The 26,792-nt window shown below is 38.6% G+C and carries 26 protein-coding genes and 1 pseudogene; 12 read left to right on the top strand and 15 right to left on the bottom strand.

Going from position 1 to position 26,792, the window contains the following annotated elements; translation table 11 throughout:
• The first annotated feature begins 270 nt into the window (after positions 1-270).
• Positions 271-612: a hypothetical protein gene (locus CFPU101_RS18825; protein WP_206816869.1), complete on the top strand. Its 342-nt coding sequence runs from the start codon at positions 271-273 to the stop codon at positions 610-612.
• Positions 613-758: 146 nt separating this feature from the next.
• Here the strand turns inward: CFPU101_RS18825 and trmB are convergent, their stop codons facing one another.
• Positions 759-1,382, bottom strand: a complete 624-nt coding sequence (trmB, locus tag CFPU101_RS18820) for a tRNA (guanosine(46)-N7)-methyltransferase TrmB (protein ID WP_206816868.1) — start codon at positions 1,380-1,382, stop codon at positions 759-761.
• Positions 1,383-1,439: 57 nt separating this feature from the next.
• Between trmB and CFPU101_RS18815 the strand changes: the two genes are divergently transcribed.
• Positions 1,440-2,537 (top strand): metallophosphoesterase, encoded by a 1,098-nt coding sequence (locus CFPU101_RS18815; RefSeq protein WP_206816867.1) that lies wholly within the window; start codon positions 1,440-1,442, stop codon positions 2,535-2,537.
• Between the two features lies 1 nt (position 2,538).
• On the opposite strand, the gene CFPU101_RS18810 is transcribed toward CFPU101_RS18815, so the two are convergent.
• A complete protein-coding gene (locus tag CFPU101_RS18810) occupies positions 2,539-3,519 on the bottom strand; it encodes a nucleoside hydrolase (protein ID WP_206816866.1) in 981 nt (326 codons plus the stop codon).
• A 104-nt stretch (positions 3,520-3,623) separates the two neighbouring features.
• On the opposite strand from CFPU101_RS18810, the gene rbsK reads away from it, so the two are divergent.
• Positions 3,624-4,574, top strand: a complete 951-nt coding sequence (gene rbsK, locus CFPU101_RS18805) for a ribokinase (RefSeq protein WP_206816865.1) — start codon at positions 3,624-3,626, stop codon at positions 4,572-4,574.
• Here rbsK and CFPU101_RS18800 read toward each other — a convergent pair.
• Both CFPU101_RS18800 and folK read right to left on the bottom strand, forming a co-directional pair.
• Positions 4,543-5,097 carry an NUDIX hydrolase gene (locus CFPU101_RS18800; protein WP_206816864.1) on the bottom strand — a complete coding sequence of 185 codons (555 nt, stop codon included), beginning with the start codon at positions 5,095-5,097 and terminating at the stop codon, positions 4,543-4,545. The genes rbsK and CFPU101_RS18800 overlap by 32 nt on opposite strands.
• 17 nt (positions 5,098-5,114) lie before the next feature.
• Entirely contained in the window at positions 5,115-5,609 is a 495-nt protein-coding gene (gene folK, locus CFPU101_RS18795; RefSeq protein WP_374191976.1) for a 2-amino-4-hydroxy-6-hydroxymethyldihydropteridine diphosphokinase, read from the bottom strand.
• A gap of 215 nt (positions 5,610-5,824) precedes the next feature.
• On the opposite strand from folK, the gene CFPU101_RS18790 reads away from it, so the two are divergent.
• From CFPU101_RS18790 to CFPU101_RS18780, 3 genes are all read left to right on the top strand, one after another.
• Positions 5,825-8,065, top strand: coding sequence for a glycosyltransferase (locus CFPU101_RS18790; RefSeq protein ID WP_206816863.1), 2,241 nt, complete (start codon positions 5,825-5,827; stop codon positions 8,063-8,065).
• Between the two features lie 22 nt (positions 8,066-8,087).
• Entirely contained in the window at positions 8,088-8,906 is an 819-nt protein-coding gene (locus CFPU101_RS18785; RefSeq protein WP_206816862.1) for a DUF2993 domain-containing protein, read from the top strand.
• Positions 8,907-8,970: 64 nt separating this feature from the next.
• Positions 8,971-9,642, top strand: a complete 672-nt coding sequence (locus tag CFPU101_RS18780) for a GerMN domain-containing protein (RefSeq protein WP_206816861.1) — start codon at positions 8,971-8,973, stop codon at positions 9,640-9,642.
• A 1-nt stretch (position 9,643) separates the two neighbouring features.
• On the opposite strand, the gene CFPU101_RS18775 is transcribed toward CFPU101_RS18780, so the two are convergent.
• The 5 genes from CFPU101_RS18775 to nuoH form a co-directional block, all read right to left on the bottom strand.
• Entirely contained in the window at positions 9,644-10,111 is a 468-nt protein-coding gene (locus CFPU101_RS18775) for a hypothetical protein (RefSeq protein WP_206816860.1), read from the bottom strand.
• A 292-nt stretch (positions 10,112-10,403) separates the two neighbouring features.
• On the bottom strand, positions 10,404-10,709 hold the full coding sequence (gene nuoK, locus CFPU101_RS18770; protein WP_206816872.1) for an NADH-quinone oxidoreductase subunit NuoK: 306 nt from the start codon (positions 10,707-10,709) through the stop codon (positions 10,404-10,406).
• Between the two features lie 11 nt (positions 10,710-10,720).
• On the bottom strand, positions 10,721-11,338 hold the full coding sequence (locus tag CFPU101_RS18765) for an NADH-quinone oxidoreductase subunit J (protein WP_206816859.1): 618 nt from the start codon (positions 11,336-11,338) through the stop codon (positions 10,721-10,723).
• A 56-nt stretch (positions 11,339-11,394) separates the two neighbouring features.
• Complete coding sequence (gene ndhI, locus CFPU101_RS18760) at positions 11,395-11,985, bottom strand: NAD(P)H-quinone oxidoreductase subunit I (protein WP_206816858.1); 591 nt, start codon at positions 11,983-11,985, stop codon at positions 11,395-11,397.
• Between the two features lie 35 nt (positions 11,986-12,020).
• Positions 12,021-13,139, bottom strand: coding sequence for an NADH-quinone oxidoreductase subunit NuoH (gene nuoH / locus CFPU101_RS18755; RefSeq protein ID WP_206816857.1), 1,119 nt, complete (start codon positions 13,137-13,139; stop codon positions 12,021-12,023).
• A gap of 355 nt (positions 13,140-13,494) precedes the next feature.
• Between nuoH and groES the strand changes: the two genes are divergently transcribed.
• Positions 13,495-13,806, top strand: coding sequence for a co-chaperone GroES (gene groES / locus CFPU101_RS18750; protein ID WP_206816856.1), 312 nt, complete (start codon positions 13,495-13,497; stop codon positions 13,804-13,806).
• 44 nt (positions 13,807-13,850) lie between these two features.
• Positions 13,851-15,479, top strand: a complete 1,629-nt coding sequence (groL, locus tag CFPU101_RS18745) for a chaperonin GroEL (protein ID WP_206816855.1) — start codon at positions 13,851-13,853, stop codon at positions 15,477-15,479.
• Between the two features lie 96 nt (positions 15,480-15,575).
• Here groL and CFPU101_RS18740 read toward each other — a convergent pair whose 3' ends face one another.
• On the bottom strand, positions 15,576-16,136 hold the full coding sequence (locus CFPU101_RS18740) for a hypothetical protein (protein ID WP_206816854.1): 561 nt from the start codon (positions 16,134-16,136) through the stop codon (positions 15,576-15,578).
• A 67-nt stretch (positions 16,137-16,203) separates the two neighbouring features.
• Between CFPU101_RS18740 and CFPU101_RS18735 the strand changes: the two genes are divergently transcribed.
• From CFPU101_RS18735 to CFPU101_RS18725, 3 genes are all read left to right on the top strand, one after another.
• The gene (locus CFPU101_RS18735) at positions 16,204-17,223 is read left to right on the top strand and encodes a hypothetical protein (protein ID WP_242578089.1); all 1,020 of its coding nucleotides are present in this window, start codon (positions 16,204-16,206) and stop codon (positions 17,221-17,223) included.
• A 118-nt stretch (positions 17,224-17,341) separates the two neighbouring features.
• Entirely contained in the window at positions 17,342-18,340 is a 999-nt protein-coding gene (locus CFPU101_RS18730; RefSeq protein ID WP_206816853.1) for a mechanosensitive ion channel family protein, read from the top strand.
• Between the two features lie 8 nt (positions 18,341-18,348).
• Positions 18,349-19,701 carry a DUF2254 domain-containing protein gene (locus CFPU101_RS18725; RefSeq protein ID WP_206816852.1) on the top strand — a complete coding sequence of 451 codons (1,353 nt, stop codon included), beginning with the start codon at positions 18,349-18,351 and terminating at the stop codon, positions 19,699-19,701.
• Here the strand turns inward: CFPU101_RS18725 and CFPU101_RS18720 are convergent.
• From CFPU101_RS18720 to CFPU101_RS18710, 3 genes and pseudogenes are all read right to left on the bottom strand, one after another.
• Positions 19,698-19,919: pseudogene (locus CFPU101_RS18720) on the bottom strand (threonylcarbamoyl-AMP synthase); the annotation flags it as partial. The gene CFPU101_RS18725 and the pseudogene CFPU101_RS18720 overlap by 4 nt on opposite strands.
• Positions 19,920-20,032: 113 nt before the next feature.
• Positions 20,033-20,908: an L-type lectin-domain containing protein gene (locus CFPU101_RS18715; RefSeq protein WP_206816851.1), complete on the bottom strand. Its 876-nt coding sequence runs from the start codon at positions 20,906-20,908 to the stop codon at positions 20,033-20,035.
• Positions 20,909-22,124: 1,216 nt separating this feature from the next.
• Positions 22,125-22,778: an L-threonylcarbamoyladenylate synthase gene (locus CFPU101_RS18710; RefSeq protein ID WP_206816850.1), complete on the bottom strand. Its 654-nt coding sequence runs from the start codon at positions 22,776-22,778 to the stop codon at positions 22,125-22,127.
• A gap of 6 nt (positions 22,779-22,784) precedes the next feature.
• On the opposite strand from CFPU101_RS18710, the gene larC reads away from it, so the two are divergent.
• Positions 22,785-23,987, top strand: a complete 1,203-nt coding sequence (gene larC / locus CFPU101_RS18705) for a nickel pincer cofactor biosynthesis protein LarC (RefSeq protein WP_206816849.1) — start codon at positions 22,785-22,787, stop codon at positions 23,985-23,987.
• Here the strand turns inward: larC and CFPU101_RS18700 are convergent.
• Entirely contained in the window at positions 23,966-26,197 is a 2,232-nt protein-coding gene (locus tag CFPU101_RS18700) for a PhoD-like phosphatase (protein WP_206816848.1), read from the bottom strand. The genes larC and CFPU101_RS18700 overlap by 22 nt on opposite strands.
• Before the next feature lie 131 nt (positions 26,198-26,328).
• On the bottom strand, positions 26,329-26,544 hold the full coding sequence (locus tag CFPU101_RS18695) for a chlorophyll a/b-binding protein (protein ID WP_206816847.1): 216 nt from the start codon (positions 26,542-26,544) through the stop codon (positions 26,329-26,331).
• Between the last annotated feature and the right edge of the window lie 248 nt (positions 26,545-26,792).

Below are 26,792 nucleotides of genomic sequence, written 5' to 3'. Positions count from 1 at the left end.
ATTTAGACGCTCAACAGTTTATTACCTTATATTAAGTGGTATATGATTGTCACAATTTTAGATTTTGTTATCTATTTATTCATATACAGTTGGAATACCTACCATTGGGGGGGAAATTCAGCGTGGGGGGCAAGGTATCATTTGACTTCGATTCATCTGTTGTTAGTTCCTTTAGTTTGCCTACTGATGCAATGGATTTTAATGAGCCAGAAAACCACTTCGTACAGACCAGTATGGCTTTGGCTCGTTCGGCTTATATTAATTATAGCTGTGTGCATTCAATTATCTTCTGTAGCCCTCTCCTCCAATCTGGAAATCGTTCAGCAAGAATTGGGTGTAGGTTCTCACTTTCGTCTCATGCAAAGACTCAAAAATATCTCCCTCTTACTGATTCATGACACAGATGATTCTGAAATGACTAAACTGAAAATACCTGCTCAAAAGCTCGATGAGAGTGAGCAAGTCTGGACGTTTTTGCCATTTAAATTGACTCAAAAGGTTAAATCTGAACCTTTTTTAGCTCAGTATCTACTGATTACTTTTATTCTTTGGGGTTTAGTTTTAATATTAGCAATTAGAGCTTCTATTTTGCTAATGCGATCGGTCATGTGAAGTTTCAGAGTTTCTTGAGGTTGGGTGATTCAATTCTTACAATGAGATCAATCGTGGTTGAGACATCAGAAGCGACTAACTCACGCAGAAGTAATAAGGTTATTTTTAGCTGAATTTATTTATTTTCCTCTGTATCATCCTAGAGGTTAAGATTTTTTAAAGAGCGTTCGATATACAGGTTGTTTTTTATTATGAGTGGCAATTTCTCGTTCAGTGGGAACAGGAAAGGGGTTTGTTTCTAACGGTTCTTGGGTAAAATGGGAGTTATTCTGGAAATGCTTTACCATTTCGTTTTGAACAAATTCGACATCGGATTGTAAAAACACTACACCCTCATTTTTTAGGTATCGTGCAATTGCTTCGACTAATTCGCATTGTACGACTCGTCTTTTGCTGTGACGTTGTTTGAACCAAGGATCTGGAAATTGGATTGTTACCCATTGTAGAACCCCTTGGGGCAATGATTGAAGAATTGGCTCAAATGAATGATTAATATTACAAAAAATAAAATGTAGATTGCTTAATCCTAAATTATCTCGATGATGATTCGCTTCAGTAACTAAAGGTTCTCTAATTTCTGTCCCTAAAAAATTGATATCAGGATACAAAGTCGCCATTTTTAATAAAAATTTACCTCTAGCGCAACCGATATCTAGATGTAGGGGTTGGGTGATCTCAGAATAAATTTGACTCCAATCTGGGGGGGTGACTGGGTTACGATATTGATCACTGAGTGGATTAACGTGTTGACGAACACGAACTCTTGTCAAGGTTGCTCCCTCCGATACTTATACTAAAAACGTTTTAATTAAAATAGTGAGACTCTTGTGCTAAACTTTCGTTTTGCGGTGATTAGTGATCCTCATGTGGCTATTCCTGAAACCATTTGGACTCATCCTAATCGTTTTCACCTAGTAGAAGTGAGTGTTCCTGCTTTAGAAGTAGTTTTTAATCATCTCAAAGAATTAGATCTCGATTTTTTGCTCATTCCAGGTGATTTAACCCAAGATGGAGAACCCGAAAATCATCGATGGTTAGGACAACAATTATCTACTTTACCGTTTCCTGCGTACGTTATACCAGGTAATCATGATGTACCGAGTCTTGATGCAACTGAGAGTGCGATCGCTTTTTCTGAGTTTCCCTCGTTCTATCAAAAACAAGGTTACACCAATCCAGAACAAATTTATTATACTTGTGAAGTTTTCCCAAGCGTTCAACTGATTGGTTTAAATTCTAATCAATTTAATGACCAAGGAAAGCAAATCGGTATATTAGACGAAAAACAGTTAGTTTGGCTCAAAAATTTACTGCCAACTCTGCAAGGTAAAGTTATTCTCGTGATGATTCATCATAATGTGATTGAACATTTACCTGGACAAAGTACTCATGAACTAGGACGACGTTATATGTTAGAAAATGCGGCTAGTTTGTTGGAATTATTCGAGCAATATGGGGTTAAATTAATTTTTACGGGACATCTCCACGTACAGGATATTGCTTCACATCAAGACATTTATGAAATTACGACAGGTTCTCTAGTCAGTTATCCTCATCCCTATCGTATTATTGAGTTTCAGCAAAATGAGCGAGGACATCAAACTTTAAATATCACATCACATTGGATCGAACAGTTACCAGAATGGGAGAATTTACCCGAAATCTCAAGAAATTGGTTAGGCGATCGTTCTTTTCCCTTTATGATGCGTCTTTTAACCTCATCTCCGCTTAATTTACCCGTTGCTGAGGCAGAAAACCTCGCTCCGAAATTACGGAATTTTTGGGCGAATATCGCAGCAGGCGATCATTTATTTGAGTTCCCTGATTTTCCCAAACCAGTACAAGAATACTTTAAGAAATTTGGTGCCGTGAATCAAAACGGTGTACCTGAATTAATTGATAATCAAGCTGTCATCAAACTTTAGTTTAGCGAATTAAGATTTTTAGATCTTCACTCATGGCAGCAAGAACATTAACTGCATCAACCTCCATCGCTACCCAGGCATTCGCCCCAATTTTCGTTTTATGGCGATGATCAAAAACTGTTTTTCCTGTTGTCCATTCTCCTTTAGTTTCGATTCTTACCTTAGCGCGACGAAATAATAAGGTTTCGGGATAAAATAAGTATGCTAGAGTGACCGCATCATGTACCAAAAATCCCTCCAGTCCACTGGTTTCCCGAAAAGATTGAGAAGTCTGACACATAAACTCAGCCAGCGAAACAATCAACTGAGCGATCGCACTTTCAGGATTGACTTTTTTAATGTTTTGTGCAATATAGTTTGTGAAAATCAGTTTTCTGGTGATATCCAACGGCAAAACAACTAGATCCTCTCGACAAGAGAAAACGATGTTAGCTGCTTCGACATCGTAAGCGATATTAAATTCTCCTTCTGGTGTTAGGTTTCCAGAAGTGAGAAATGCACCACCCATAATAATAATGTCTTTTGCTTTTTTCAGGATACCGGGTGATTTCTTCTCGGCTGCCGCTAAATTAGTCAGAGGTGCGATCGCTATTATTGTAATTTCTCCTGGTGATGCGTTTAATTTCTCGATCAAAACTTCATCAGCAAAACGGGCGGTAAAGTAAGAATTTGTACATTCAGGAAGTGTATGCGTTAGATTACCCATACCATCGATACCATGCAGTAATCCCGCATCTTCAATCCCATGTGCTGAACCTCCGATAATTCCCTTGGCGACTTCTATGTGATCAAAACCTGCTAGTTCTAGGAGTTTACTGGCACCAGTAAAAGTATATTTAGCATGAACATTACCATCAACGGTAGTCACTGCCACTAATTCAGCATATCTTTGTTTTACTAGACTCAGTAACCACAACAAAGCAAACGCATCATCACCACCTGGATCTGTATCAAGAATAATTTTGACTTTGGATGGAGTCATCTAACACCATTTTCATTTACATAGATTTGGTTTCCAAGCCCCTACAATACATCTTTATAGGTTTGGTGACCAAACCCCTACAATATATATTTTGTCGAAAAATCATGAGTCTAATTGTTTTTGGCAGTATTAATATAGATTTAGTTGCCCAAACGACGCGCTTACCCCATACAGGTGAAACCGTACTCGGCACAAGCTTTTTTACCGTTTCTGGTGGCAAAGGGGCAAATCAAGCCGTAGCCGCCGCAAAATTAGGTATTCCTACTTATTTGATTGGACGGGTGGGTGATGATGATTTTGGTCAAACCTTATTAAACAGTCTGACTGAAGCGAATGTCAATATCGACTTTGTAACCGTGACTCCAAATACTGGTTCTGGAGTGGCTATTATTGCAGTAGATGAGAATGCAGATAATACGATTATTGTTGTATCGGGTGCGAATGGTTGTGTCGATGAAACGGATATTGATCGCCTAAAATCCCTCTTGCCAAAAGCGACTGCATTATTATTACAATTAGAGATGCCGATAGATGTGAATATCGCTGCCGCTAAAGCCGCTAAAGAAGCAGGTGTTAGAGTTATACTTGATCCTGCTCCTGCCCCAGATAGTTTACCAGATGAACTGTATCATCTAGTCGATTTCATTACACCCAACGAAACAGAAGCAAGTCGTCTCGTTGGTTTTCCAGTTAATGATCAAGAAACGTGTCTTAAAGCAGCAAAAATTTTACTAGACCGTGGAGCCAGTACTGCAGTACTAAAATTAGGGGCAAAAGGTGTTTTTTGTGCAACAAGAACCGAACACTTTATGGTACCTGCTTTCAAAATAACTCCAGTAGATACAGTCGCGGCGGGAGATGCCTTTAACGGGGCAATGGCAGCCGCATTTCATGAAGGTTTATCATTACAAGAGTCGCTTATCTGGGGGGCAGCAGCAGGGGCGTTAGCAGTCAGTAAACAGGGGGCGCAACCCTCATTACCCAGTCGCGCTACATTTGAGGCTTTTCTACAAACGAATTCAGCTAAGATTGATTTAGATACAGACGCGCCATAAAATAACTAGCAATGGTTTTGCCGTCAATAGGTTCCCCTGATGAGATCGCAGCTTCAAATTCATCAAAACTCATCAAAACTACTTCCATATCTTCATCAATATCTTGTTCGGGCGGTATTTCGAGCTTTTCGAGATCTTGGGCTAAAAAAGCATAGATATACTCATCAGAATAACCTGGGGCGAGGGGAAATTTTCCTAATGTTTGCCAACGATGGGCGCGATATCCGGTTTCTTCTTCTATTTCTCGTTGAATGGTGTTAAATGGATCTTCTCCAATTTCGATCGTACCTGCGGGAAATTCCAGTAAGCGTCCTTGAACACTAAAACGATACTGTCTAACTAAGACTAATTTACCATCTTCTGTAATCGGAACTGCTAATGCCCCCCCTGGATGTCGAACACACTCCCATTCCCCTGTAGTACCTTTGGGTAGACGGAGTTTATTGACTTCAAAGGAAAAAACACGGCCTTTGTAATAAAGACGTTGCTGAATGAATTCTGCGGGTTCGTGACCAAATGTCATAAATTAATCAAGCACTTTTAATAAAGTTTTACACCAGAACAGTCTACCTCTTTTAGGAGTTCTGCGATCGCTTTTCCACTAACGGGTTCGATCCAATTTTTCGCAATTTCCGCAAGTGGAACTAATACAAATGCTCGCTCTTTTAAACGCGGGTGAGGAATTTGTAAAGCAGGTGTTTCGAGAATTACGTTATCGTAGAGCAAAAGGTCTAGATCTAATGTTCTAGCCCCCCATCGTTGAATACGAACCCTACCAAATTGTTGTTCAATGTCTAAAAGTTTCTTCAACAACAGTTGAGGTGATAGGTGTACTTGTAAAATAGCACAACCATTGAGATAGTCGCTTTGAGGAGGGCCAACAGGAGATGTTTGATACCAGTGAGAACGCGATATTAGCTTGATACCTGGTGTTCGATCCAGTGTAAAGAGTGCTTTTTCGAGAGTGGTATAAGAGTCTCCTAAATTACTGCCCAATGCGATCGCAGTATTAAAAATCTCAGTTGACAAATTCATTATTATTAGTTTTAGTAAAGAAAAATCTATTTTCAAACTGATCTTAAGATAATCTTTCAAACAACTATTTTCTCATTTTTTCTAAAAGACTCACTTATTTTGTTTAGAAGTCTAAAATAAATAAGTATTAATTGGCATATCTACCCTTGTTGTTCCTCTTTCCTCCATTATGATCACTATTATCGCTATTCGCAGAGAACACTAATATCTTGTTTATGCAAAGCCTAAAACCCATTACGAGGTTTATACAAAAAAATCCTGTACTATCTCCTCTAACTACTTTTTTTCCGATTCATTTAGCAACTTTAGTTTTTTTTGGAGGAATTGGCTTTTTTATTGCGCTTTCATTCGCCTGGTTAAGCGGAGAACCAAAGATAACAAATTTCTTTAGACATTTAGAATATTTACAGGAAAATTCGCCTTCTTGGGTAACTGTTCCTGCTGTTTCTCATCTCTTTTATCTGTTTTTACCTACAATTATTGTCATTTATATCACTCAAATTATTATTAAAGTTTCTCCTCGTCCCCAAACTTGGTCTAGAAATATTATTGTTATTATATTAGTTGTTCTTAGCATTCGTTATTTCTTGTGGCGTATTTTATCAACATTAAATTTATCAACACCGCTTAATGGTATTTTTAGTATAGGGCTTTTCTTAATTGAATTAATGGTCTTATCCGCGGGCTTTCTTCAGTTTTATTTAATGCTGAATATTAAAGAGCGTCGTCACGAAGCCGAACAATACAGCCAAGCCGTTATTCAAGGACAATATTTACCATCAGTTGATATCTTAATTCCAACTTATAATGAACCTGCTTTTATTCTAAAAAGGACAATTATTGGCTGTCAGGCAATAGATTATCAAAATAAAAAAATCTATTTATTAGATGATACAAAAAGACCTGAAATTAAGCAATTAGCCAAAGAATTAAAATGCAATTATATGACTCGTCCAGATAATTATTATGCAAAAGCGGGTAACTTAAATCATGCTATTCATCAAACTGAAAGTGAGCTAATTGCAATTTTTGATGCTGATTTCATTCCGACTAAAAACTTTTTGCAAAGAACCATAGGTTTTTTTCAAAATTCTAAAATAGCACTCGTTCAAACCCCACAAAGTTTTTATAATCCTGATCCAATTTCAAGAAACTTAGGTTTAGATCAATGGTTTATTCCAGAAGAAGAACTGTTTTATCGTCACGTACAATTACTCAAAGATGGGGCTAAAAGTGTTGTCTGTGCGGGAACTTCTTTTGTTGTAAGACGCAGTGCTTTAAGAGAAGTAGGCTACTTTACAACCGAATCAATTAGTGAAGATTATTTTACTGGAATTCGTTTATCATCTAGAGGTTATGAACTCGTTTATCTTAATGAAAAATTAAGTGCAGGTTTAGCAGCAGAAAGTATTTCGGCTCATGTATCACAGAGATTACGTTGGGGTAGAGGAACATTACAAGCCTTTTTTATTAATTCTAATCCTTTAACTATTTCTGGTTTAAATCTTCGGCAAAGGTTAGGACATTTAGAAGGATTATTATCTTGGTTCTCTGTAATTGCTCGGCTTGTTTTTTTTCTCATGCCTATTTTATATGCTTTTACGAATATTATTCCAGTTCAAGCAACTTATCTAGAAGCTATTTATATTTTTCTTCCTTATTATCTAGTTAATTTTAGTGTTTATCATTGGTTAAATTTTCGTTCTAGAACAGTTGTTGTTTCGGATGTTGCTGCTTTGATTTCTGGTATTCCTATCGTGATTACTATTTTCCAAGTTATGTTTCAACCTTTTCAAAAAGGATTTAAAGTTACACCAAAAGGAATATCACGGAGTCGATATATTTATAATTGGCAACTGGCTTTACCATTAATTGTTTTATGGCTGGCAACTTTAATTAGTACGGGAATATATTTAAAAAAGATTAGCCAAATATCGATTGATGGGCAGTTAGGTTTATTTTGGAGTGTTCAAAATTTAATTTCTATTACTATCGCTTTATTTGCCTTACTCGACCTCCCTAAACCTGATCATAATGAATGGTTTTCGTTAAATTATTCAGTTGAAATTAAACAAGGTGAAAAAACTTTATATGGTATAACTAAAACAATATCAGAAGCTGGGTTAGAAATTATCATTAATGAGCTTCCTCGTCAAGAAAGAATTTTAATTAATCTCATAGACGAAAACTTAAAACTATCAGGAAAAGTGACTCAGACTCAAGCGTTTGAGAATTCTTGGAAAATCAGTGTAGAATTTCAATATTTAACTTTACAACAAGAAAGAAAATTAATAGAATTACTTTTCTGTCAAGCTGGAAGATGGAAAGTTAAAGCAACCCCAGGTGAATTAAAATCATTATGGTTAATGATGGCGAGTGTGAGCCGAATGTCAAAAATGTTACTTTTAAAAGGTTTTAAAAATCAATGGCTGTTTGCTTCTAAAATGAAAACATAAAGTAAATTTTTAATGAATAAATATGGAATGGTTAACAGTTATTATTGCCAGTCTTCTCGGAATTCTAACGCCTACTGGAGTAATTTTGGAAAAAGTTGTTCAAGATAATCTACGTCGTCAAGTAAAAGATGTTGAACAACTATCAGTACGCATCGATAATGTTCCCAGTCATCAAGTGATTCAAGGAAAAGTAGCTCGAGTTCGTTTAGCAAGTCGTGGCGTTTATCCGCTTACTAATCTGCGAATTGATACCTTAGAATTAGAAAGCGATCGTATAAATATTGATCTAGCAAAATTACAAGGAAAAGGAAATAGTCAAATTTTGCGCTCGTTACGAGAACCTGCCCAAGTTGCTGTCAGAATTGTTCTCAAAGAGGCGGATCTCAATCAAGCTTTACAATCTCCTGAAATTAAAGCACAATTGCAAAAATTATTAAAACAACTCTTACCGAAGCGTTCTGATTTTCCGATTCCGACTTTTGAACTTTTAAACGCTAATTTCGATCTTCAAGACAATAACCGATATCGTTTCTCTGCACAACTTCAGCAAGCGAGTACAGCCGATGAACCTGCCCAAACACTTGAGTTAATATTAGAAGTGAGTGTTAATGTCATTCGCGGTAGACAGATTCAACTCTCACAACCTGCTGGATCTTTAAATGGAAGAAAGCTATCATCTCGTCTTTTAAATGGTTTTGCCGAAAGACTTAGCGAACAGCTTGATTTACAGTCTTTAGAAAGAAACGGAATTACGGCCAGAGTTCTACAATTAAAAGGAGAGAACAATCAATTAGACTTAGCCGCGTTTGTTCGCATAGAACCGCACACTAGGGAACAGTAAAGACACTCACACTTGTCAATAGTTCAGGTGATTGAATCCCCCATCTTAATTTTAGGAGGCACAAATGCAGGAAAGAGGTAATAACCGTTTTCCTTTTGGATTTATTTTCGGAGTTGCTTTAGCTTTATTAGCAACGGGTGGCGGTTTAACATGGTTTGCCGTTCAACAGATGAAATCTACTCAATCTCCTACAAAACCCACTGTATCGCCGTCTCCTGAGAAGATTAACCCTCCTGTTGCTACGACACCCGAAGAAACAACTAAACCCATTCCCGCCAAACCCCAACCCAAAGCCGAAACAGAAACGATACAAGTGTATTGGTTTAATGGCTCTCAAGGAGATGTAGGGTTTAATCCCCTGCCAGTGTCCGTACAGAAAACAGAAAACAAAAGTAACACTCTCAAACAAGCTTTTAAACTACTTTTAGCAGGGCCAATTGATGCCACTCACACGACGACTATTCCAAATGGTACAAAACTACTAGGGATTAAAGAAGATAAAACAGGAATTCATCTTGATCTATCTCAATCCTTTACTCAAGGTGGCGGATCTGATGTCATGATTGGACGACTTGCACAAGTTTTATATACTGCCACAAGTTTAGATCCAAATGCCAAAGTTTGGATTAGTGTAGAAGGACAACCCCTAGAAGTTTTAGGGGAGGGTGATGGATTAATGCTCGATCAACCGATGACTCGTCAGAGTTTTAAAGAGAACTTTACTATTAATCCCTAAATTATTGAGGTTGATCTTCGGGGGGTGGAATTACTTCAATTGGTTGGCTTTCGCTTTGAACTTCAGGAGGTGGAATTACTTCAATTGGTTGAATCTTAAAGGGTTCAACTAGTGATTTTTGTGCGGTTTCTTTCCCTATTGGTTTTTCAGATGGTTCTGTTGTTTTATCAATCGCTTTGACTTCTGTCTGAGGTGTTTCAGATGGGTTCTCGCTTTGTGTTCGACGAGGTACTTTTTCGCTGTGTGTGTCGTGAGTATCCCTAGTTCTCTCAACTCGGGAGGGAGAGGATACAGATTCTTGTTCAGGTTCTTTTGCTGCTTCGGTGTTCGGTTGGGGTGAAGTGGTTCTTTCTTGAACACCACAGTCATTTGCTAAACCCAGATAGCATCTCATTTCTTCCCTTGCTAAAGAAACAAAAATACCACCCACAGAAAGTAGCAAAGCCACTACAGCTACAGCATTTTTCATATATTTAGTCACACCTCACTACATCACTAGCCTTTGTTTATTTTAAATGGCTTTATTCAGATTTTCCAAATCAAAGATAGAATTTAGTTTGTTTTACTTAAACTGTTAAACTTTAAAAATTGTATTACTATGAATATTAACTTTGTCATTTAGTGGTTTAAAAGCTGATTAAACTTAAGAACATTAACTTACATAATTTGTTCCTAGTTTCGTTTTTATGACAGTGGGTTAAATTGTATAAAAAAAGTCAGAGAAAAAATCCCTGACGCTATACCTTGAAATAATTGAATAATTACCACTTGAGTAAATTAAACTGTTCCATATCAGTTGTTTCACGATTTCGATAAATCGCTAAAATAATCGCTAGTCCAACGGCAGCCTCAGAAGCCGCGATCGCAATCACAAATAAAGCAAAAACTTGTCCTTTAATCGCACCTGGATCGAGAAAATTGGAAAAGGATATTAAATTGATATTGACGGCATTTAGTAATAATTCGATTGACATTAAGACTCGTACCGCATTACGACTCGTCACTAAGCCATAAACACCAATACAAAATAAAGCAGCCGCCAAAAGTAGACAATATTCGAGTTTAATTTCCATCGTTTTTATTTTAGTTTAGATGATTCAGTTCCAACTGAGCTTAACTCGCGGGGACGTTCTGGTAAAGTTAAAGCGGTTACGCTTGGATCTTCAAACTGAACATCTGGAATGAGATCCCGACGGGCGAGAATAATTGCACCAACCATCGCCATTAAAAGTAAGACAGAGGCTAACTCAAAGGGTAAAAGAAAATCACTAAAGAAATGCTTACCCAGTTCGATTAAAGTATTATCAATCACCGCAGGGGAAGTAGCCGACAATGACCAAGGTGTAATCAAAATCATCGTTGCCAACAGCAAAAATAAACCGACACAAACTACACCTGTCGCCGCTTTACGAATCCAACGTTTAGGAATAACTGAAAAATCTTCTCGCTTATTAACTAACATAATGGCGAACAGAATTAATACGTTAATTGCGCCCACATAAACGAGAATTTGTACAGCCGAGATAAAATCAGCATTTAATAGGAGATAAATCCCTGAAATACTGATAAAAACGCCTCCTAACAAAAAGGCAGAATAAACAATATTAGACAGTAAAACAACGCCTAAAGCGGTAGCAATGACCAACGCTGCTAGGATACCAAAGGATACGATCTGAACGCCTTCTGCTAAATTCACTTGGTGTAATTCTCCTCTTAATCTTGGATCAGGTGGGGACGACCCACCCCATAAACTTATTCATTGGTTGTTGCAACAGATTCTGTCTTTTGATTAGGCAGGCCAGCACGTTGGCTACCTGCGGGGAGATCATGAGGACTGGTCACCCCTTTAGGTAAATAAACTAACTCCCGTAAAGGCGTTACCATCGGGTCTTGAGTCACTTTGTAGGGCAAGCGTCCTAAAGCTACATTATCGAAGTTGAGTTCATGGCGATCATAAGTTGAAAGTTCATATTCTTCTGTCATCGAAAGACAATTCGTCGGACAATATTCCACACAATTGCCACAGAAAATACAAACTCCAAAATCGATACTATAGTGTTTCAGTTCTTTCTTTTTAATCGCTTTGTTAAATGTCCAATCCACTACAGGTAAATTAATTGGACAGACCCGTACACAGACTTCACAAGAAATACATTTATCAAACTCAAAGTGAATTCTACCTCGAAAACGTTCTGAGGGAATCAGCTTTTCATAAGGATATTGTACGGTCACGGGACGACGACGCATATGATCAAAAGTCACCGATAAACCTTGACCAATATATTTAGCAGCTTGGATGCTACCTTTAGCGTAATCGCTAACTTGTTTGAGGATGTTAAACATAATCGTGATGTGATAAGACTAGGGAAAACAAGCAACTAACCACCAAAAGCGAAGGGAAACGCTAATTTTAGGGCGGCCGTTAATAATAAGTTCACCAGAGAAACGGGTAAAAGAAACTTCCAACCTAAGTCTAGCAGTTGGTCAATCCGAACGCGGGGAACTGTCCAACGTAATAAAATGGCTAAGAAAATCAGAAAATAGGCTTTGAGAACCGTCATCGTAATTCCGACTGCCGCTTGAATAATTTGTAGCCAAGAATTCGTTTCATTAACTCCAATTAAACCCGCGACTCTTTCTAGAGGGATGGGTGATTCCCAACCACCTAAATATAGAACAGCAAAAACTAAAGCCGAAAGAACTAAGTTAACATAAGAACCCACATAGAATAAACCGAATTTCATGCCCGAATATTCAGTCTGATAGCCTGCAACGAGTTCTTCTTCTGCTTCGGGTAAATCGAAGGGTAAGCGTTCACATTCTGCTAAAGCTGCAATCCAAAAAATGATCAAACCTATAGGCTGTCTCCAGATATTCCACCCTAAGATCCCAAATCCTGACTGCTGTTCAACAATATCAATGGTACTCAGACTATTGGACATCATGACGACAGCTAAAACTGATAACGCCAAGGGAATCTCATAACTAATTGATTGGGCGGCGGCTCTAAGACCTCCTAAGAGGGAATATTTATTATTAGAGGCATAACCCGACATTAATAAACCAATCGGGGCAATACTCGATAAAGCAATCCAGAGAAAAATCCCAACATTAACATTAGTAATGACTAGATTTTGTCCAAACGGCACCACTAGATAGGAAACAAACACAGGAAGGACTACTATAATTGGCCCGAGTGTGAATAACAAAGAATCGGCTTTGGCGGGGATAATATCTTCTTTAAAAACTAATTTCATCCCATCAGCAACAGGTTGTAAGACACCTAAAGGCCCTGCAAATTCTGGCCCGATTCGTTGTTGGGCGGCGGCTGAGATTTTTCGCTCTAACCAAACTACGACCAAAACGCCAACGGTTGCCACAATAATCATCGAAAACATGGGTAGGGGCATCCAAATGGCTTTAGCCAGTCCTGGCGAAAGTCCTAAATCAAGCAAAGATTGAATGAAGGTTTCTTGTAAATCTATACCTTGGTTCATGTTGATCGATCCAAGCAGTTTATTGAATAGTCGGTTAGTTTTTTGTGAAGATTTTGATCAAAATCTTAATGATTAGTATATCGTTAGTCTGCTGTTTCGATGGCGAGTGGGAGTACAGAAAAACAAAATCGATCCTATTGATGATTATCACAAAAACGATTGGCTCTATTCAATTTTTGCTTCAATTGCTCTAGATCATCTCTACTACACCCTAATTTTTGAGTTCGGTAACCCGTACTTAGCCAGTAATTGCATTGATCACATTTAATTCGATAAATTAGCACTCGGAGGGTGAGAGTGCTAACCTAGACTATAGAGCCTCATCCCAAAGTTATAGTCATCAGGAGGATTTTTCATGGCAGCTATTAGCATCAACGTCTCCACCGTTAAACCGTTGGGCGAACGTGTATTTATCAAAGTTAGCCCATCTGAAGAAAAAACAGCAGGTGGTATTCTTCTTCCCGATACAGCAAAAGAAAAACCTCAAGTCGGTGAAGTTGTCTCAGTCGGGCCAGGCAAACGCAACGAGGACGGAACTCGTTCCCCTGCTGAAGTCAAAGTGGGCGACAGAGTTCTTTATTCTAAATACGCAGGAACCGATATCAAACTCGGTGGCGACGAATATGTATTGCTCTCTGAGAAAGACATCTTAGCAGTTGTTGTCTAATCATTACTCTTATTCACTTAATCCAAACACGCAAAGGTATATCTATGGCTAAACTGATCATTTATAATGACGAAGCTCGTCGCGCCCTCGAAAGAGGTATGGACATTCTCGCTGAGTCCGTAGCGGTTACTCTAGGGCCTAAAGGTCGTAACGTCGTTCTCGAAAAAAAATTCGGCGCACCTCAAATCATTAACGATGGTATTACGATCGCTAAAGAAATTGAACTCGAAGATCATGTAGAAAACACAGGTGTCGCTCTGATTCGTCAAGCTGCTTCTAAAACTAACGATGTCGCAGGTGACGGAACCACTACCGCAACCGTTCTCGCTCACGCGGTCGTTAAAGAAGGTTTACGCAACGTCGCGGCAGGTGCTAACCCCATTGCCCTGAAAAAAGGAATTGACCGCGCTACTGAATTTCTCGTTGAGAAAATTGCTGAACACGCTAAACCCATCGATGATTCTCGTGCGATCGCTCAAGTCGGTACGATTTCTGCTGGTAACGACGATGAAGTCGGACAAATGATCGCGTCGGCAATGGATAAAGTCGGTAAAGAAGGCGTAATTTCTCTCGAAGAAGGGAAATCAATGACCACCGAACTCGAAATTACCGAAGGGATGCGCTTCGATAAAGGCTATATCTCTCCTTATTTTGTCACCGATCCCGAACGGATGGAAGCAGTTCTAGAAGATCCCTACATCTTAATCACTGACAAAAAAATCGCTCTCGTACAAGATTTAGTACCGATCCTTGAACAAGTTGCTCGTCAAGGCAAACCTTTAGTTATTATTGCTGAAGACATCGAAAAAGAAGCCCTAGCAACCTTAGTGGTTAACCGTTTACGCGGTGTCCTCAATGTTGCTGCGATCAAAGCTCCTGGTTTTGGTGATCGTCGTAAAGCAATGTTACAAGATATTGCAGTTCTCACAGGTGGTGAAGTCATCAGCGAAGATGCGGGTCTCAAACTCGAAGCCGCTAAAGCTGATATGCTCGGTAAAGCACGTCGTATCAACATCACTAAAGACAATACCACCATTGTTGCTGAAGGAAACGAAGCTGGTGTTAAAGCGCGTTGTGAGCAAATTCGTCGTCAGATCGAAGAGACTGAATCTTCTTACGACAAAGAAAAATTACAAGAACGTCTTGCAAAACTCGCTGGTGGTGTTGCTGTCATCAAAGTAGGGGCGGCTACCGAAACCGAAATGAAAGATCGCAAGCTTCGTTTAGAAGACGCGATTAATGCTACTAAAGCGGCCGTAGAAGAAGGGATCGTCCCTGGTGGTGGTACAACTCTCGCTCATTTAGCACCCCAACTCGAAGAATGGGCAAACAACAACTTGTCTAATGAAGAGTTAACCGGTGCGCTAATTGTGGCTCGTGCTTTACCTGCACCTCTAAAACGGATTGCTGAAAACGCAGGTCAAAACGGTGCCGTAATTGCTGAACGGGTTAAAGAAAAGCCGTTTAACGTGGGCTACAATGCCGCTAACAACGAGTTTGCTGATATGTTTGAGGCGGGGATCGTTGACCCTGCTAAAGTGACCCGTTCTGCCCTTCAAAACGCAGCATCGATCGCGGGTATGGTTCTAACTACAGAATGTATTGTCGTTGATAAACCTGAAAAAGATAAGCCTGCTGCTCCTGGAGGTGGCGGTGGTGACTTTGATTACTAATCTTTAAATCAATTTAATTAAAGGATGGGGTAACACTCATTCTTTTTTTATTATTTCTGCGTCTATTTAAGAAAAAGAATTAGGTGTAGGTGCTTCTTAGACTATCAGTTCTTGTTCTAAAAGCTGTATTAAACTAATCACAAACTGAATCGGTATCCACCCTACTAAACAAATCAGTGTAGCCCATCGTGTCTGAAGATCTAAACCCTGACGGACTGCCACAATAACAGCTAATAAACTCCATACTGACAAAATCAATTCAATCCCTCGCCCCAGTAATGGAATTAACGTTAAGAAATTTAACACTTGAGGAGCATAAGCAACCCCAATCGGACTCAGTAACTCTTGGTACGCGGGGTAATTTTGCTTTAACCATTGTCCGAACTTAAATACGATAAATGTCCAACAATAATAGCCAACAATCACACTCAGTCCATCTAGAAATAGGGCTAACACCAAAACGGGAAAGCTTGCCCGATTAATGAGCAAAATAACACCACTACCTAACATATGAGATAAAGTGGCCATTCCGACAATAACAAGTGCAATCAGGCGATTTTTGGGTGTATTCTGGATATTTTCGTAAAAAATGGAATTTAGCATTAAAGAATTTCGCAAAGTCATCCAGAACGATTGCACAGAGGAATTAGAACTCATCAAAATCCTAGCTGAGAGATGATAGCAGCCATTATCTACCCTACTATAAGATAGTAGCAAGCTTGAAATGGCACTGACTATGTTGAAGTTAATGCAGCAGGTATGGAAGTGGTTAAGCGGTAGCACTTTCCGATTATTGCTCCTGGCAAGTTGCGTCTTACTGTTGTGGGGTACATTAGCACCCGTTGGAACGATCATTTGGTGGCTACAGCAAAATAGTGAGTTGGGTTCAAAAAAACGATCGCCCCGACTTCTAGAATCGAACCGCACCATTTCCCCAAAAGCTTCCATGATTAACTGTTATATTATCTATCTACCAGGAGTAGGCGACTTTTCTAGCGATCAGTTAACGCCTGGAGAAGAATGGTTTTTAGATCGTCTGGCTCAACAGCATTCTAATTGTGTTACGGTACGAGATGTTTTTCCTTATTCAGTTGCCAATCAAGATCTCAATGAACAATACTTCATGACCCCTGTCTGGCAATGGGCTAAACAAAATAATACTGATGTTCTAATTCAAATTCGTAATCTTTGGCGGTTTGCGATTTCAGCCGACGATCGCTATGGTCGAATTTATAACCAAGGCATTGCCGATACCATCATTGAGCGTATGAATGCGGTTCATCCTCTGCCTCGTTCTCAGCCACAACCCCTTAAGATTATTCTCATCGGAACAAGCGGGGGCGTTCAAGTGGCATTAGGGGCAGTCTATTATTTAGATCAGTGGCTAAAAGCAAAAATAACCGTTGTTTCATTGGGTGGTACATTTGATGGCGAAAATGGATTCGAGGAGGTTGATCGCGTTTATCATTTAAGAGGTCAACGGGATTGGGTTGAAGATCTCCCTAGCATTGTATTTCCCTCAAGATGGCCGATAACGGTCGGTTCTCCTTTCAATCAAGCCCATTGCCAAGAACGATATACAGCGTTAAGTAGTGGTACTCATACCCATGATGGAAAAGAAGGATACTTTGGTATGGCGAGCGCTCCTTCTGGGGTTCCCTATGTTCAATTAACATTACAAATTGTCAATCAACTCCCCATCTGGTCAGATATTCCTCCTTCATCGGACACGCAGAACTCATGAGAGCAAAATTGATTCAGAAATACAAGACCTGGGGCGCAAGCATCTATAAACCTTAGATAGAAGCTAATTTGACTAATTTTATCTAAAATTTTGCCATCCTTTACGAATTAATTAGGTGATGAGCGCAGAAATATCAATTATTTTAGATAAAATGCAGAAAATGGTCAACGATTTTCTCATTCTACTGCCTAACCTTGTTTTATCCTTAATTGTCTTTACTATCTTCTTTTTTGCGGCTAGGTCGATTAAGCGAGTGGTGAAAAACCTAACGCGGAACCATCGTCAGGCGCGAAATCTAGGTCTAGTGTTAGGACGATTAGCACAGGGAACAACGATACTACTGGGATTATTTATTGCTTTATCAATCGTTATTCCGTCACTCAAAGCAGGTGATCTCATTCAGCTATTGGGAATTAGTGGTGTAGCCATTGGTTTTGCTTTTCGAGATATTTTGCAAAATTTTTTAGCAGGAATTTTAATTCTTTTAACCGAACCCTTTCAAATCGATGATCAAATTATTTTTAAAGACTTTGAAGGAACTGTAGAGCAGATTCAAACGCGGGCAACCAGTATTAGAACCTATGATGGTCGGCGTATTGTGGTGCCAAATTCAGAGTTATTTACCAATTCAATTATTGTGAATACGGCATTTGCTCACCGTCGTCTAGAATATGATGTTGGGATCGGCTATGGGGATGATATCAACACAGCAAGACAATTAATCCTAGAAGCAATTCGTGAAACGGATGGAGTTTTAGAAGATCCCGCACCCGATGCGATCGTAGTTGATCTTGCAGAAAGTTCAGTCAACATCCGCGCTCGTTGGTGGGTACAGCCGCCACGTCGTGCAGATGTACTAAAATTTCAAGACCAGGTATTGACCAACATCAAAAACAAGTTAACGAGTAACGGCATTGATTTACCGTTCCCGACACAGCAAATTCTCTTCCACGATCAAACCGAAGCTACAGATGGCGATCGTACTCAGCAACGCGAAGGCTGGCCTTCTAGAAAAGGTCAAGATCCAAAACCACGTAGCATTAGCGATGCAGTCTCGAAACTGGCTGAAATGAAAGAGCAACGAAATGGGAACACCAAACAGATTTCTAAGACCTAGAATCAACCATGAAACAGACTAAATTTAGCAAACTTTGGGATTTACTACATTCGAGTTTCTGGTTTGTCCCCACACTCATGGTTATCTTGGCGATTGGGCTTTCATTTCTAACCATTTGGCTCGATCAAACCTTAAAAACGAACATTATTGAACAACTGGGCTGGGCCTATTCTCTGGGCCCTAGTGGTTCACGCGCCATTCTTTCAGCGATCGCTAGTTCAATGGCTACTGTCGCAACTACTGCCTTTTCAATTACGATCGTTGCGCTTCAGCTTGCCTCATCCCAGTTTGGGCCTCGATTGTTACGAAACTTCATGCAAGATACAGGCAACCAGATTGTACTCGGAACGTTTATTTCTACCTTTGTTTATTGCCTGCTGGTGCTACGGACAATCAATGGTGTGGAAGAAAACGAATTTGTTCCCCATTTAGCCGTGACCTGTGGGATCGGACTGGCGATAGCTAGTATTGGTGTACTGATTTACTTTATCCATCATTCTGCCTCTTCGATCCAAGTTGATCGAGTGATTGATAAAGTGGGTCATGAGTTAGAAGATGCGATTACTCGACTCTATCCCGACAAAATGGGTAGGAGTGCCTCAAAGTTAAACTCTGAACCGCTTACAGAAATTCTTACTAATTTGGAGCGTAATGCCTACCCGATTAAAACTACTGATAGCGGTTATATTCAAACGATTGATCATCAACAACTTATGCAGGTTGCCATTGAGAATAATTTACTGTTGAAGGTTCAGAATCATCCAGGAAATTTTGTGGTTCAAGGTAGTGATCTTGTACTGGTTTTGGGTGAGGAACGGTTTCATAAGCAGCTTACACAGAAAATTAACAATACTTTCGTTTTGGGTTTACAACGCACAGAACAACAAGACGTAGAATTTTCGGTCAATCAGCTTGTTGAGATTGCTGTACGCGCTCTTTCACCTGGAATTAATGATCCATTTACGGCTATTCGTTGTATTGACCAACTGAGTTCAGCTTTGTGTTATTTAGCTCAAAGAGAGATCCCCTCGCCCTACCGATATGATGATCATGGGAAACTTCGTATTATTGCTGAACCGATTTCATTTGCGGATGTGACAGACGCAGCTTTTAACCAAATTCGACAGTATGGAAATACAAGTGTATCAGTCACCATTCGATTGTTAGAGGCGATCGCTGTTATTGCTCCTTTTACTCACAACAAAGACGATCGTCTAGCTTTATTACGCCATGCTAATATGATTGAACGCGGTAGCCAGGATCTATCGGAAGAATTAGACCGTCAAGATATTAAAGAGCAATATCTAGCAGCAGTCAGAGCGATTAAAGATAGATGGTCGTTGAAAAACCTAGAGAATTAATCTTCTACATCGATCCAGTGTTGCAATTCTTCCCAACCTAGCCCTTTTCGTACAATCTCTAATTGTTCGTGAGTAAAATCTAAAATCGTCGATACTTCAAACCCGACATCAGAACCATCTTCAATAATCAGATCAACCATTTTATCTAATTCATCAAACAGTTTAGCGTTCTCTAAACCAATCGTTGGAAAATCACCTTTTTCATTTGGTAAATGGGCTTTTACAGGATGGGGTAACACTTATCCTTTTTTGATTATATTAATCAGCGTGGCTCAAAGATTTTTGAACTACGCCTGATTGAGGAGGGAATATATTTCCCAAGTCCTCTCACTTATTTTTGCTTACGATTATAAGCAGAACGAACACCCAGCAACCCAATTGTTAGTAATCCTAGTATAGCTCTAGGTTCAGGAACGCTAGGGGCCGCAGGGACTATCGGAGCGAACTCGTCAACAAATGTAAGGTTTAAAATATCGTGATCGTTGTAACCTGCACCAGTACCAGCAGTAAAGCCAACAAAAGCATCAGTTTGTTCTAAAACATTAACTAAATCGACTGTTTTAGAAATGAGTGCAGCATTCGGTCGGGTTGTTGTATCCGAGAAACGCACTTCCAACGTGTCTGTTGCTCCATTGTAGTCGATCCAAGCACTATAAATAGTACCGTTATTAAGTAGAGGAGTGACGGGTACTAGAGGATTGGAAATGATACTACCATTGAGGTTAACACCAATATGATTGCCATCAAAGTCATCAACTAGATCTCCATTGTCAAAGGTATCAAATTCAATCCCTAAACTATTATCAATACTTGCATAACCAAGGCCACCACCAATACCACCAGCAGTATCAGAAACTGTCTGAATAACAAATACTAGACCATCAGCCCCTTGTCTATCATTATCACCAATACCAGCCGGATTAGAAATGCGAAATTGGAAAAAGGCACTAAAGGAAGCTTCATTAGAAAGAGAAACAGCATCTTTTACAAAAGCACTTCCACTTTGGAGGGGTAATGAAGGTGTTAGCCGCAGTACACTTTGTCCATCTGAGACTACAGTTGTAGCATTGCCATTTAATTGTAGATTAGAAACATCAGAGAAATCGGGAAATAAAATCGTAGCAGCAGATGCCGTTTGAGCAACCAGAGGAGCTGAGAAAATTCCGAGCAAGCTTGCAGTTACTAAAGACAGTTTTTTGGTTAACATAGCTTATCTATCCTGAATAGTTAAAACTTGATGTTTAGTTAGAGTTCAATAAAACATTGATCAGCTTTATAGCTAGGAATTAAATTATTAATCCTATGACTATAAAACTGGGTGTAGTTTAAAAAGCATTACCTTTGTTTGAACCACGCCTTATTTTATATAAACTAATGATTTTACAAAAAAGAGTTTTAATATATTTCATTTGATTTTTACTAAAATGTATGAAAACCTGATTTAGGTAACTTAAGTTCAAGTCATTTAAACGCAATAATAAACATAGATCGATTGCTCTCGATCTCATATTAGTTTTGATAGAGTAAAATTAATAATTAATTAGAATTCAAAAAGATAATTATCTGTAACTCACTTTTAATTTTAAGCAAGTTTCACGTGTTTATATTTTGCTTTAATTAACTGTTATAAATTGTTTTTTGTAAAGATAAAACTCTATCGATATCAATTTTAGAAATAAATTGCCAAAAGAATAATTTCATTAACCAAAGCTCATCTTTGAACTCTAAGATAATGAACGTACTAATTCGGATTTTTAAAGCAAAAAAATAAAAATTCTTTACAAACTTAGGTACTTGAAAGCTAATCTCACATTAGGCGGCTTGAGAAACATTGTAACCATTATTAATTCTAGGCACAATGAATTAGCTTCCAGTAACTGATTGAGTTCACTCTCTGGTGTCTTCTCTCACAGTTTTCAATAGCTTGGCTACTTATTTGCTCTCTTGAGCAAGTATTGCAGTTGTTCAAGTTCACTCTTTGGTGTCTTCTCAAACAGTCTGTAACGTACGCTATTGACGACTTAACTTATTTTTGATAACAGCCAGCTTTTAGCTGCTTATTAGATGTCTTTTCAAAATTATACTCATTGTTTCTTCAAAAAGTTTGTATCAAAATATACAAATTCACAAAAGCTTTATTTAGCAATGCTTGATCTTTCAACCAATTCACCTTGTAAAGATTTGTGTAGAATATTTCTTGTTAAGCTAAGAATGGACAGATTAAGCTGATTAGCTAAATTTTTGATTTTTTAAGTATCTTCTGCCGATAAAATCAATTTAATACCCTTTTGCGCTATCTGCTCTCTTGCATAATCCTGATAGCGTTATTGCTAATCAGTAAAATTGCCAATGCTATACCATTCATTGTTTTCAACACTTTCAAGTAGATTTTGTTCTTCTTGGTCTAAAATTCACATAAAAGATTAATTTTCTACATCGATCCAGTGTTGCAATTCTTCCCAACCTAGCCCTTTTCGTACAATCTCTAATTGTTCGTGAGTAAAATCTAAAATCGTCGATACTTCAAACCCGACATCAGAACCATCTTCAATAATCAGATCAACCATTTTATCTAATTCATCAAACAGTTTAGCGTTCTCTAAACCAATGGTCGGAAATTCTCCCTCACCGTTTGGTAAATGTGCTGAAGTTGAAATAATCGGATTGGTTAATTCTTGTAACAACGCTTGACAAACTGGATTGTCTGGTACTCTAATTCCAGTGGTTTTACGTTTTGGATCGACGACCAATTTAGGGACTAATTTAGTAGCAGGTAGTAAAAACGTATACGGACCTGGGATCAAACGTTTCATGATACGGTAGGCTTCATCAGACACGATCGCATAGTCAGATATATTAGAAAGAGAAGAACACAAAAACGTCAGGGGTTTATCATTAGATAATTGTTTGAGTTTCCTGACTCGCTCGACAGCCGATTTAACATTCAAATCACAACCGATCGCATACACTGTATCAGTAGGATATAACATAATAGCTCCCCCTTGAAGCTCTTTACAGATTTCTTGTACACTGCGAGGTTGGGGATTTTTTGGATGTAGGGAATATACTTTAGCCATAAGCTTATGAAAAAGATAGCCTATCTTGATTGTCCAAGTGGCATTGCGGGGGATATGTGTTTAGGTGCGTTAGTTGATCTAGGAGTCCCGTTAGAATATCTCTCTCGACAATTAAAACAGTTATCGATAGAACAAGAATATCATTTTTGGGCAGAAATCGTAAAACAACACGGTCAACAAGGGACAAAAGTTCATGTTGATCTTACCGTTGTCGAACATCATCATCGACATTTACCTGAAATTGAACATTTAATCCAGCAAGCATCCTTACCTCCAAAAGCGACGCAGTGGAGTCTCAAGGTTTTTCATCAACTCGCAGTAGCTGAAGGTGCAGTACATGGCATTCCACCAGAGCAAGTTCATTTTCATGAAGTCGGGGCAACAGATGCCATTGTAGACATCGTAGGAACCTGTTTAGGACTCGATTGGTTAGGGATTGAGGAGGTATACTGTTCAGCGATGCCAACAGGCGGAGGTACTGTTAAAGCAGCACATGGACGCTTATCGGTGCCTGTTCCTGCGGTGGTTAAACTTTGGCAGTCTCGACACGTCCCCATCTATAGTAACGGAATTGAGGCCGAATTAGTCACACCGACGGGTGCAGCGATCGCAACTGCTTTAGCGACTCAGTTTGGCCCCCCTCCTGCGATGACTCTCCAAAAAATCGGTTTAGGTGCAGGAACAAAAGTCTTTTCTATTCCGAATCTTTTACGGTTATGGATTGGAGAATCCAACGCTAATATAATTAGGAATACCGAAACCATTACGGTTTTAGAGACACAAATTGATGATCTCAATCCTCAAGCAATTGGCTATCTTTATGAGGTCTTATTTGAAGCTGGTGCGCTTGATGTTTTTACTCAAGCCATTTCGATGAAGAAATCTCGCCCAGGTTTACTCTTAACGGTGATTTGTTATCCCGAAAAAGTAGCCGAATGTGAGCGAATTATTTTTAGAGAAACGACTACTTTAGGTATTCGACGTTTAAACCAAGAACGTTCATTTTTAGAGCGAGACATTCAACTTGTTCATACTGAATACGGCACCATCAGAGTTAAAGTTGCTCAAAAAGATCAAGAGATTTTAAATATACAACCAGAATACGAAGATTGTGCGGCAATTGCCAAACAATATGATTTACCTTGGCGTAAAATTCATCAGATAGCCTTACAAGCTTGGTATCAAAATTATTCTAAAAACACACTGTAATGACTAAAAACAATCGTAGTGGGGTGCCAAGGAGCATACCAATAAAGATCTTGATTAACTTCGATGTTGACTGAACAATTAAACCAGATTACACCTATATTATTCAAACCTACAACTTCTGAGCCTTCTTGAAACCATTGATTTTTCCAAATTAATGATAAACATTTTCTAATTGCACCAAAACGAGTTTGACGTGATTGTTGATATGATTTTAACCAAGAGACATTTTTAAAAGCAATTTGTGAGGGTTGGCGTTTAATCCATTTAATCGAATACATCGCATCTGAGTTCGCTATACTACTATTTTTAGCGGATTTAATTTCTTTGATTTCAGGAGGTTCAAACCAGACTAACCATTTACGTCGAGGTTCAGGCAATAATGATTTTAATTTTGTATGAACTAAACGGGTTTTCAATTCTGCATTACTCAGTGAACTTGAGGTCAATTGAACCAATAAATTTAAATTTTGTTCCGATGATTTTTGATACTCTAAACGAACCGTAGAACCATAGTGAATATCACCTGAGAGAACGATTACCTGTTGACGTTGTTCAAATAAAACTTGTAAGAAATTTGCTAAAGCAGAGTCATTCAAATTCCAAGCATCACCGACATCGTTTTTAAAAACTTTTCCTTTTTTAAGTTCTTGTTCTTGTATCCAGTCTATTAGTTGTAAACTCACTAAATTAGTCGGTGCAATAATTAATGTTGCTAGAATTTCTTGATTATTTTTTGTTTGTTGTAAAGGGATTCGGATTTGTTGTTCAAAAGCAGTCTGACTGAGTAGACTAGGAGGTGCAAAAGTTGGTGCGGGTGGAACGGGATAACCTCGGTGAGTTCGTGTATCTAAAACAATAATTTCATAGTTATGAGTTCTAACAGTGTAATGCCATTTTAAAGCGTGATCAGCAGTATCTAAAATAAAATATGCTCCATCTTGCCTCATTTGTGGAAAACCTGTTTTAGGATCAGTTGGGGGTAAACCGAGATAAGATGCAATTGCTTCTTCTTTAATTAGATCACTTCCTGCTGACTCTGACCATTGTGGGATTAATTTGAGTAACTTTTCCCCACTTTCTTCATTTGTGAATTGTTCGGGTGTATTTCCCCAAGCTTGAAACAGAGAATATGCAAGTAAACCATTTTGTACAATGCGTTTTCCTAATGGTTTTTCCAAAACTCTTAAACACCATTCTTGATTAAGATACCAATCATCGCTAATATCATGATCATCAAAAATCATATATGTAGCAACATTGGCTAACAATCGTTGTACTTTATATAAGGTATGGACAAAAGAATTTAGTGATCTTAATTCTTTATTCCACTGTTTAGCTAATTTATGATCTTGATAAATATCTTGTCCAGATGGAAATTGACGCGGCCAAAGTGTTGATGACCAAAATAATAAATAAGTTGCACAATATTCACCAAAACTAAATAAATGACTCTTTGCCTCTGCTGCTTTCGGAAGTCCTGCGGTTAAACCTGCTTCATGTAGCGCGACTTGACTCCGTTCACCTGGTTTTAGCTGTTGCGGGGGAACAAACGAACTAACTAAAGGTAATTTTTCTTCCCAACCTAATAGCGTATTGCCTAAATCTGTAAAAGCAAATAATAATGGATCTGCTACATCATCCGCATACACTTGATCGCCTGTCAAGAAAAGTTGATGTAGTCTGCGGTTAGCATCATCCGCGTATTGTTGAAGTAAATCATCGAGAATAGGAAGTGCGTCTAAACCTTCTCCTTGAGGTTTGCGACACGAACCCTGTGCAATGCGAAGATGATTTAAGTTTTTTGGGGGTAAAACAAAACTGGGTAAACCATGCTCAAAATAGCTTAGATTATTATCTAATGCTTGTTTGAGGGTTAGCTTTTTGCTTTTTTCTTCAATTGTTTGAAAAGATAAATCATAGAGATAAACATAACCTGACTCCAGTTGATGACCGTTGATAGATTTAGCTGTGACTGCAACAATGTGTAAATGTTGACCGACTGCAACGGTTTGACGACTTCCTTCAAAAATCATCGCTTGTTGACTTTTACCTAAACCCTCCTCTGTTACATAAACTTTTAGCTTCACTTGACAAGCGTTTTTTAAAGCAAGCCAAACTGTTACGCTATTTGTTTCAGTTTTTCTAAGGATAGGCCCTGCCAAAATCAGTGGCAGTTCTTCAAGACGATGACGCAGAGGAGTCCAAGACATAGATTAAAGAAGCATTTGAATCATCTATATTATCTATTTTTTCAAGACTTCTTAATTTATTTTATCGGTTTACTTTTCAAAGATAGGGAGTAGGGGTAATAGCAGCTACCCCAGCACTGCCCAACTTTTAGTTACAGACTGGTCAAAAAGCCGACAATACCATGTCCTGTTACTGCTTCTAAGGCAAGAAGAGAGACAAAACCAATCATCGCTAAACGACCATTGAGTTTTTCAGCATATTCGGTGAAACCTGCTTGAACGCTATCATCGACATACATTCTGGGTTCTACAGCAAAGTTGTTTAGTCTTCCTAATTCTTCGGTGGTATAGCCTTTGGTAGTTGCCATGATTAACTCCGTTATTTGTTCATTTGTAAATTATTGTAAACAATGTAAACTTTTATTGCAACCTCTTGACAAAATAAAAAATGGAGTAGTAGCCCTATGATAAGGTAGGGTTAACCGTAAAATAGACTAACAAAACTTCCCCTTTATACCTTGCCCTGTCACCTAGATTCAAGACACGAGCAAACTGATGTCCAATTTTCTCTAAGAGAACCTTCATCAAAAATTATGATTTGTCACTTCCTAAAAAA

The organism is Chroococcus sp. FPU101, from assembly GCF_017312365.1.
Classification (GTDB): Bacteria; Cyanobacteriota; Cyanobacteriia; order Cyanobacteriales; family Microcystaceae; genus Chroococcus.
The sequence above is the reverse complement of the archived record's forward strand: the minus strand, read 5'-3'. Positions and strand labels throughout refer to the sequence as shown.

What these genes read in the sequence shown, in the direction of transcription:
- CFPU101_RS18810 (WP_206816866.1), bottom strand. Translation starts at nt 3,519, where the DNA reads ATGACTCCATCCAAAGTCAAAATTATTCTTGATACAGATCCAGGTGGT.
- rbsK (WP_206816865.1), top strand. Translation starts at nt 3,624, where the DNA reads ATGAGTCTAATTGTTTTTGGCAGTATTAATATAGATTTAGTTGCCCAA.
- CFPU101_RS18800 (WP_206816864.1), bottom strand. Translation starts at nt 5,097, where the DNA reads ATGACATTTGGTCACGAACCCGCAGAATTCATTCAGCAACGTCTTTAT.
- folK (WP_374191976.1), bottom strand. Translation starts at nt 5,609, where the DNA reads ATGAATTTGTCAACTGAGATTTTTAATACTGCGATCGCATTGGGCAGT.
- CFPU101_RS18790 (WP_206816863.1), top strand. Translation starts at nt 5,825, where the DNA reads ATGCAAAGCCTAAAACCCATTACGAGGTTTATACAAAAAAATCCTGTA.
- CFPU101_RS18785 (WP_206816862.1), top strand. Translation starts at nt 8,088, where the DNA reads ATGGAATGGTTAACAGTTATTATTGCCAGTCTTCTCGGAATTCTAACG.
- CFPU101_RS18780 (WP_206816861.1), top strand. Translation starts at nt 8,971, where the DNA reads ATGCAGGAAAGAGGTAATAACCGTTTTCCTTTTGGATTTATTTTCGGA.
- CFPU101_RS18775 (WP_206816860.1), bottom strand. Translation starts at nt 10,111, where the DNA reads ATGAAAAATGCTGTAGCTGTAGTGGCTTTGCTACTTTCTGTGGGTGGT.
- ndhI (WP_206816858.1), bottom strand. Translation starts at nt 11,985, where the DNA reads ATGTTTAACATCCTCAAACAAGTTAGCGATTACGCTAAAGGTAGCATC.
- nuoH (WP_206816857.1), bottom strand. Translation starts at nt 13,139, where the DNA reads ATGAACCAAGGTATAGATTTACAAGAAACCTTCATTCAATCTTTGCTT.
- groES (WP_206816856.1), top strand. Translation starts at nt 13,495, where the DNA reads ATGGCAGCTATTAGCATCAACGTCTCCACCGTTAAACCGTTGGGCGAA.
- groL (WP_206816855.1), top strand. Translation starts at nt 13,851, where the DNA reads ATGGCTAAACTGATCATTTATAATGACGAAGCTCGTCGCGCCCTCGAA.
- CFPU101_RS18740 (WP_206816854.1), bottom strand. Translation starts at nt 16,136, where the DNA reads ATGAGTTCTAATTCCTCTGTGCAATCGTTCTGGATGACTTTGCGAAAT.
- CFPU101_RS18735 (WP_242578089.1), top strand. Translation starts at nt 16,204, where the DNA reads ATGGCACTGACTATGTTGAAGTTAATGCAGCAGGTATGGAAGTGGTTA.
- CFPU101_RS18730 (WP_206816853.1), top strand. Translation starts at nt 17,342, where the DNA reads ATGAGCGCAGAAATATCAATTATTTTAGATAAAATGCAGAAAATGGTC.
- CFPU101_RS18725 (WP_206816852.1), top strand. Translation starts at nt 18,349, where the DNA reads ATGAAACAGACTAAATTTAGCAAACTTTGGGATTTACTACATTCGAGT.
- CFPU101_RS18715 (WP_206816851.1), bottom strand. Translation starts at nt 20,908, where the DNA reads ATGTTAACCAAAAAACTGTCTTTAGTAACTGCAAGCTTGCTCGGAATT.
- CFPU101_RS18710 (WP_206816850.1), bottom strand. Translation starts at nt 22,778, where the DNA reads ATGGCTAAAGTATATTCCCTACATCCAAAAAATCCCCAACCTCGCAGT.
- larC (WP_206816849.1), top strand. Translation starts at nt 22,785, where the DNA reads ATGAAAAAGATAGCCTATCTTGATTGTCCAAGTGGCATTGCGGGGGAT.
- CFPU101_RS18700 (WP_206816848.1), bottom strand. Translation starts at nt 26,197, where the DNA reads ATGTCTTGGACTCCTCTGCGTCATCGTCTTGAAGAACTGCCACTGATT.
- CFPU101_RS18695 (WP_206816847.1), bottom strand. Translation starts at nt 26,544, where the DNA reads ATGGCAACTACCAAAGGCTATACCACCGAAGAATTAGGAAGACTAAAC.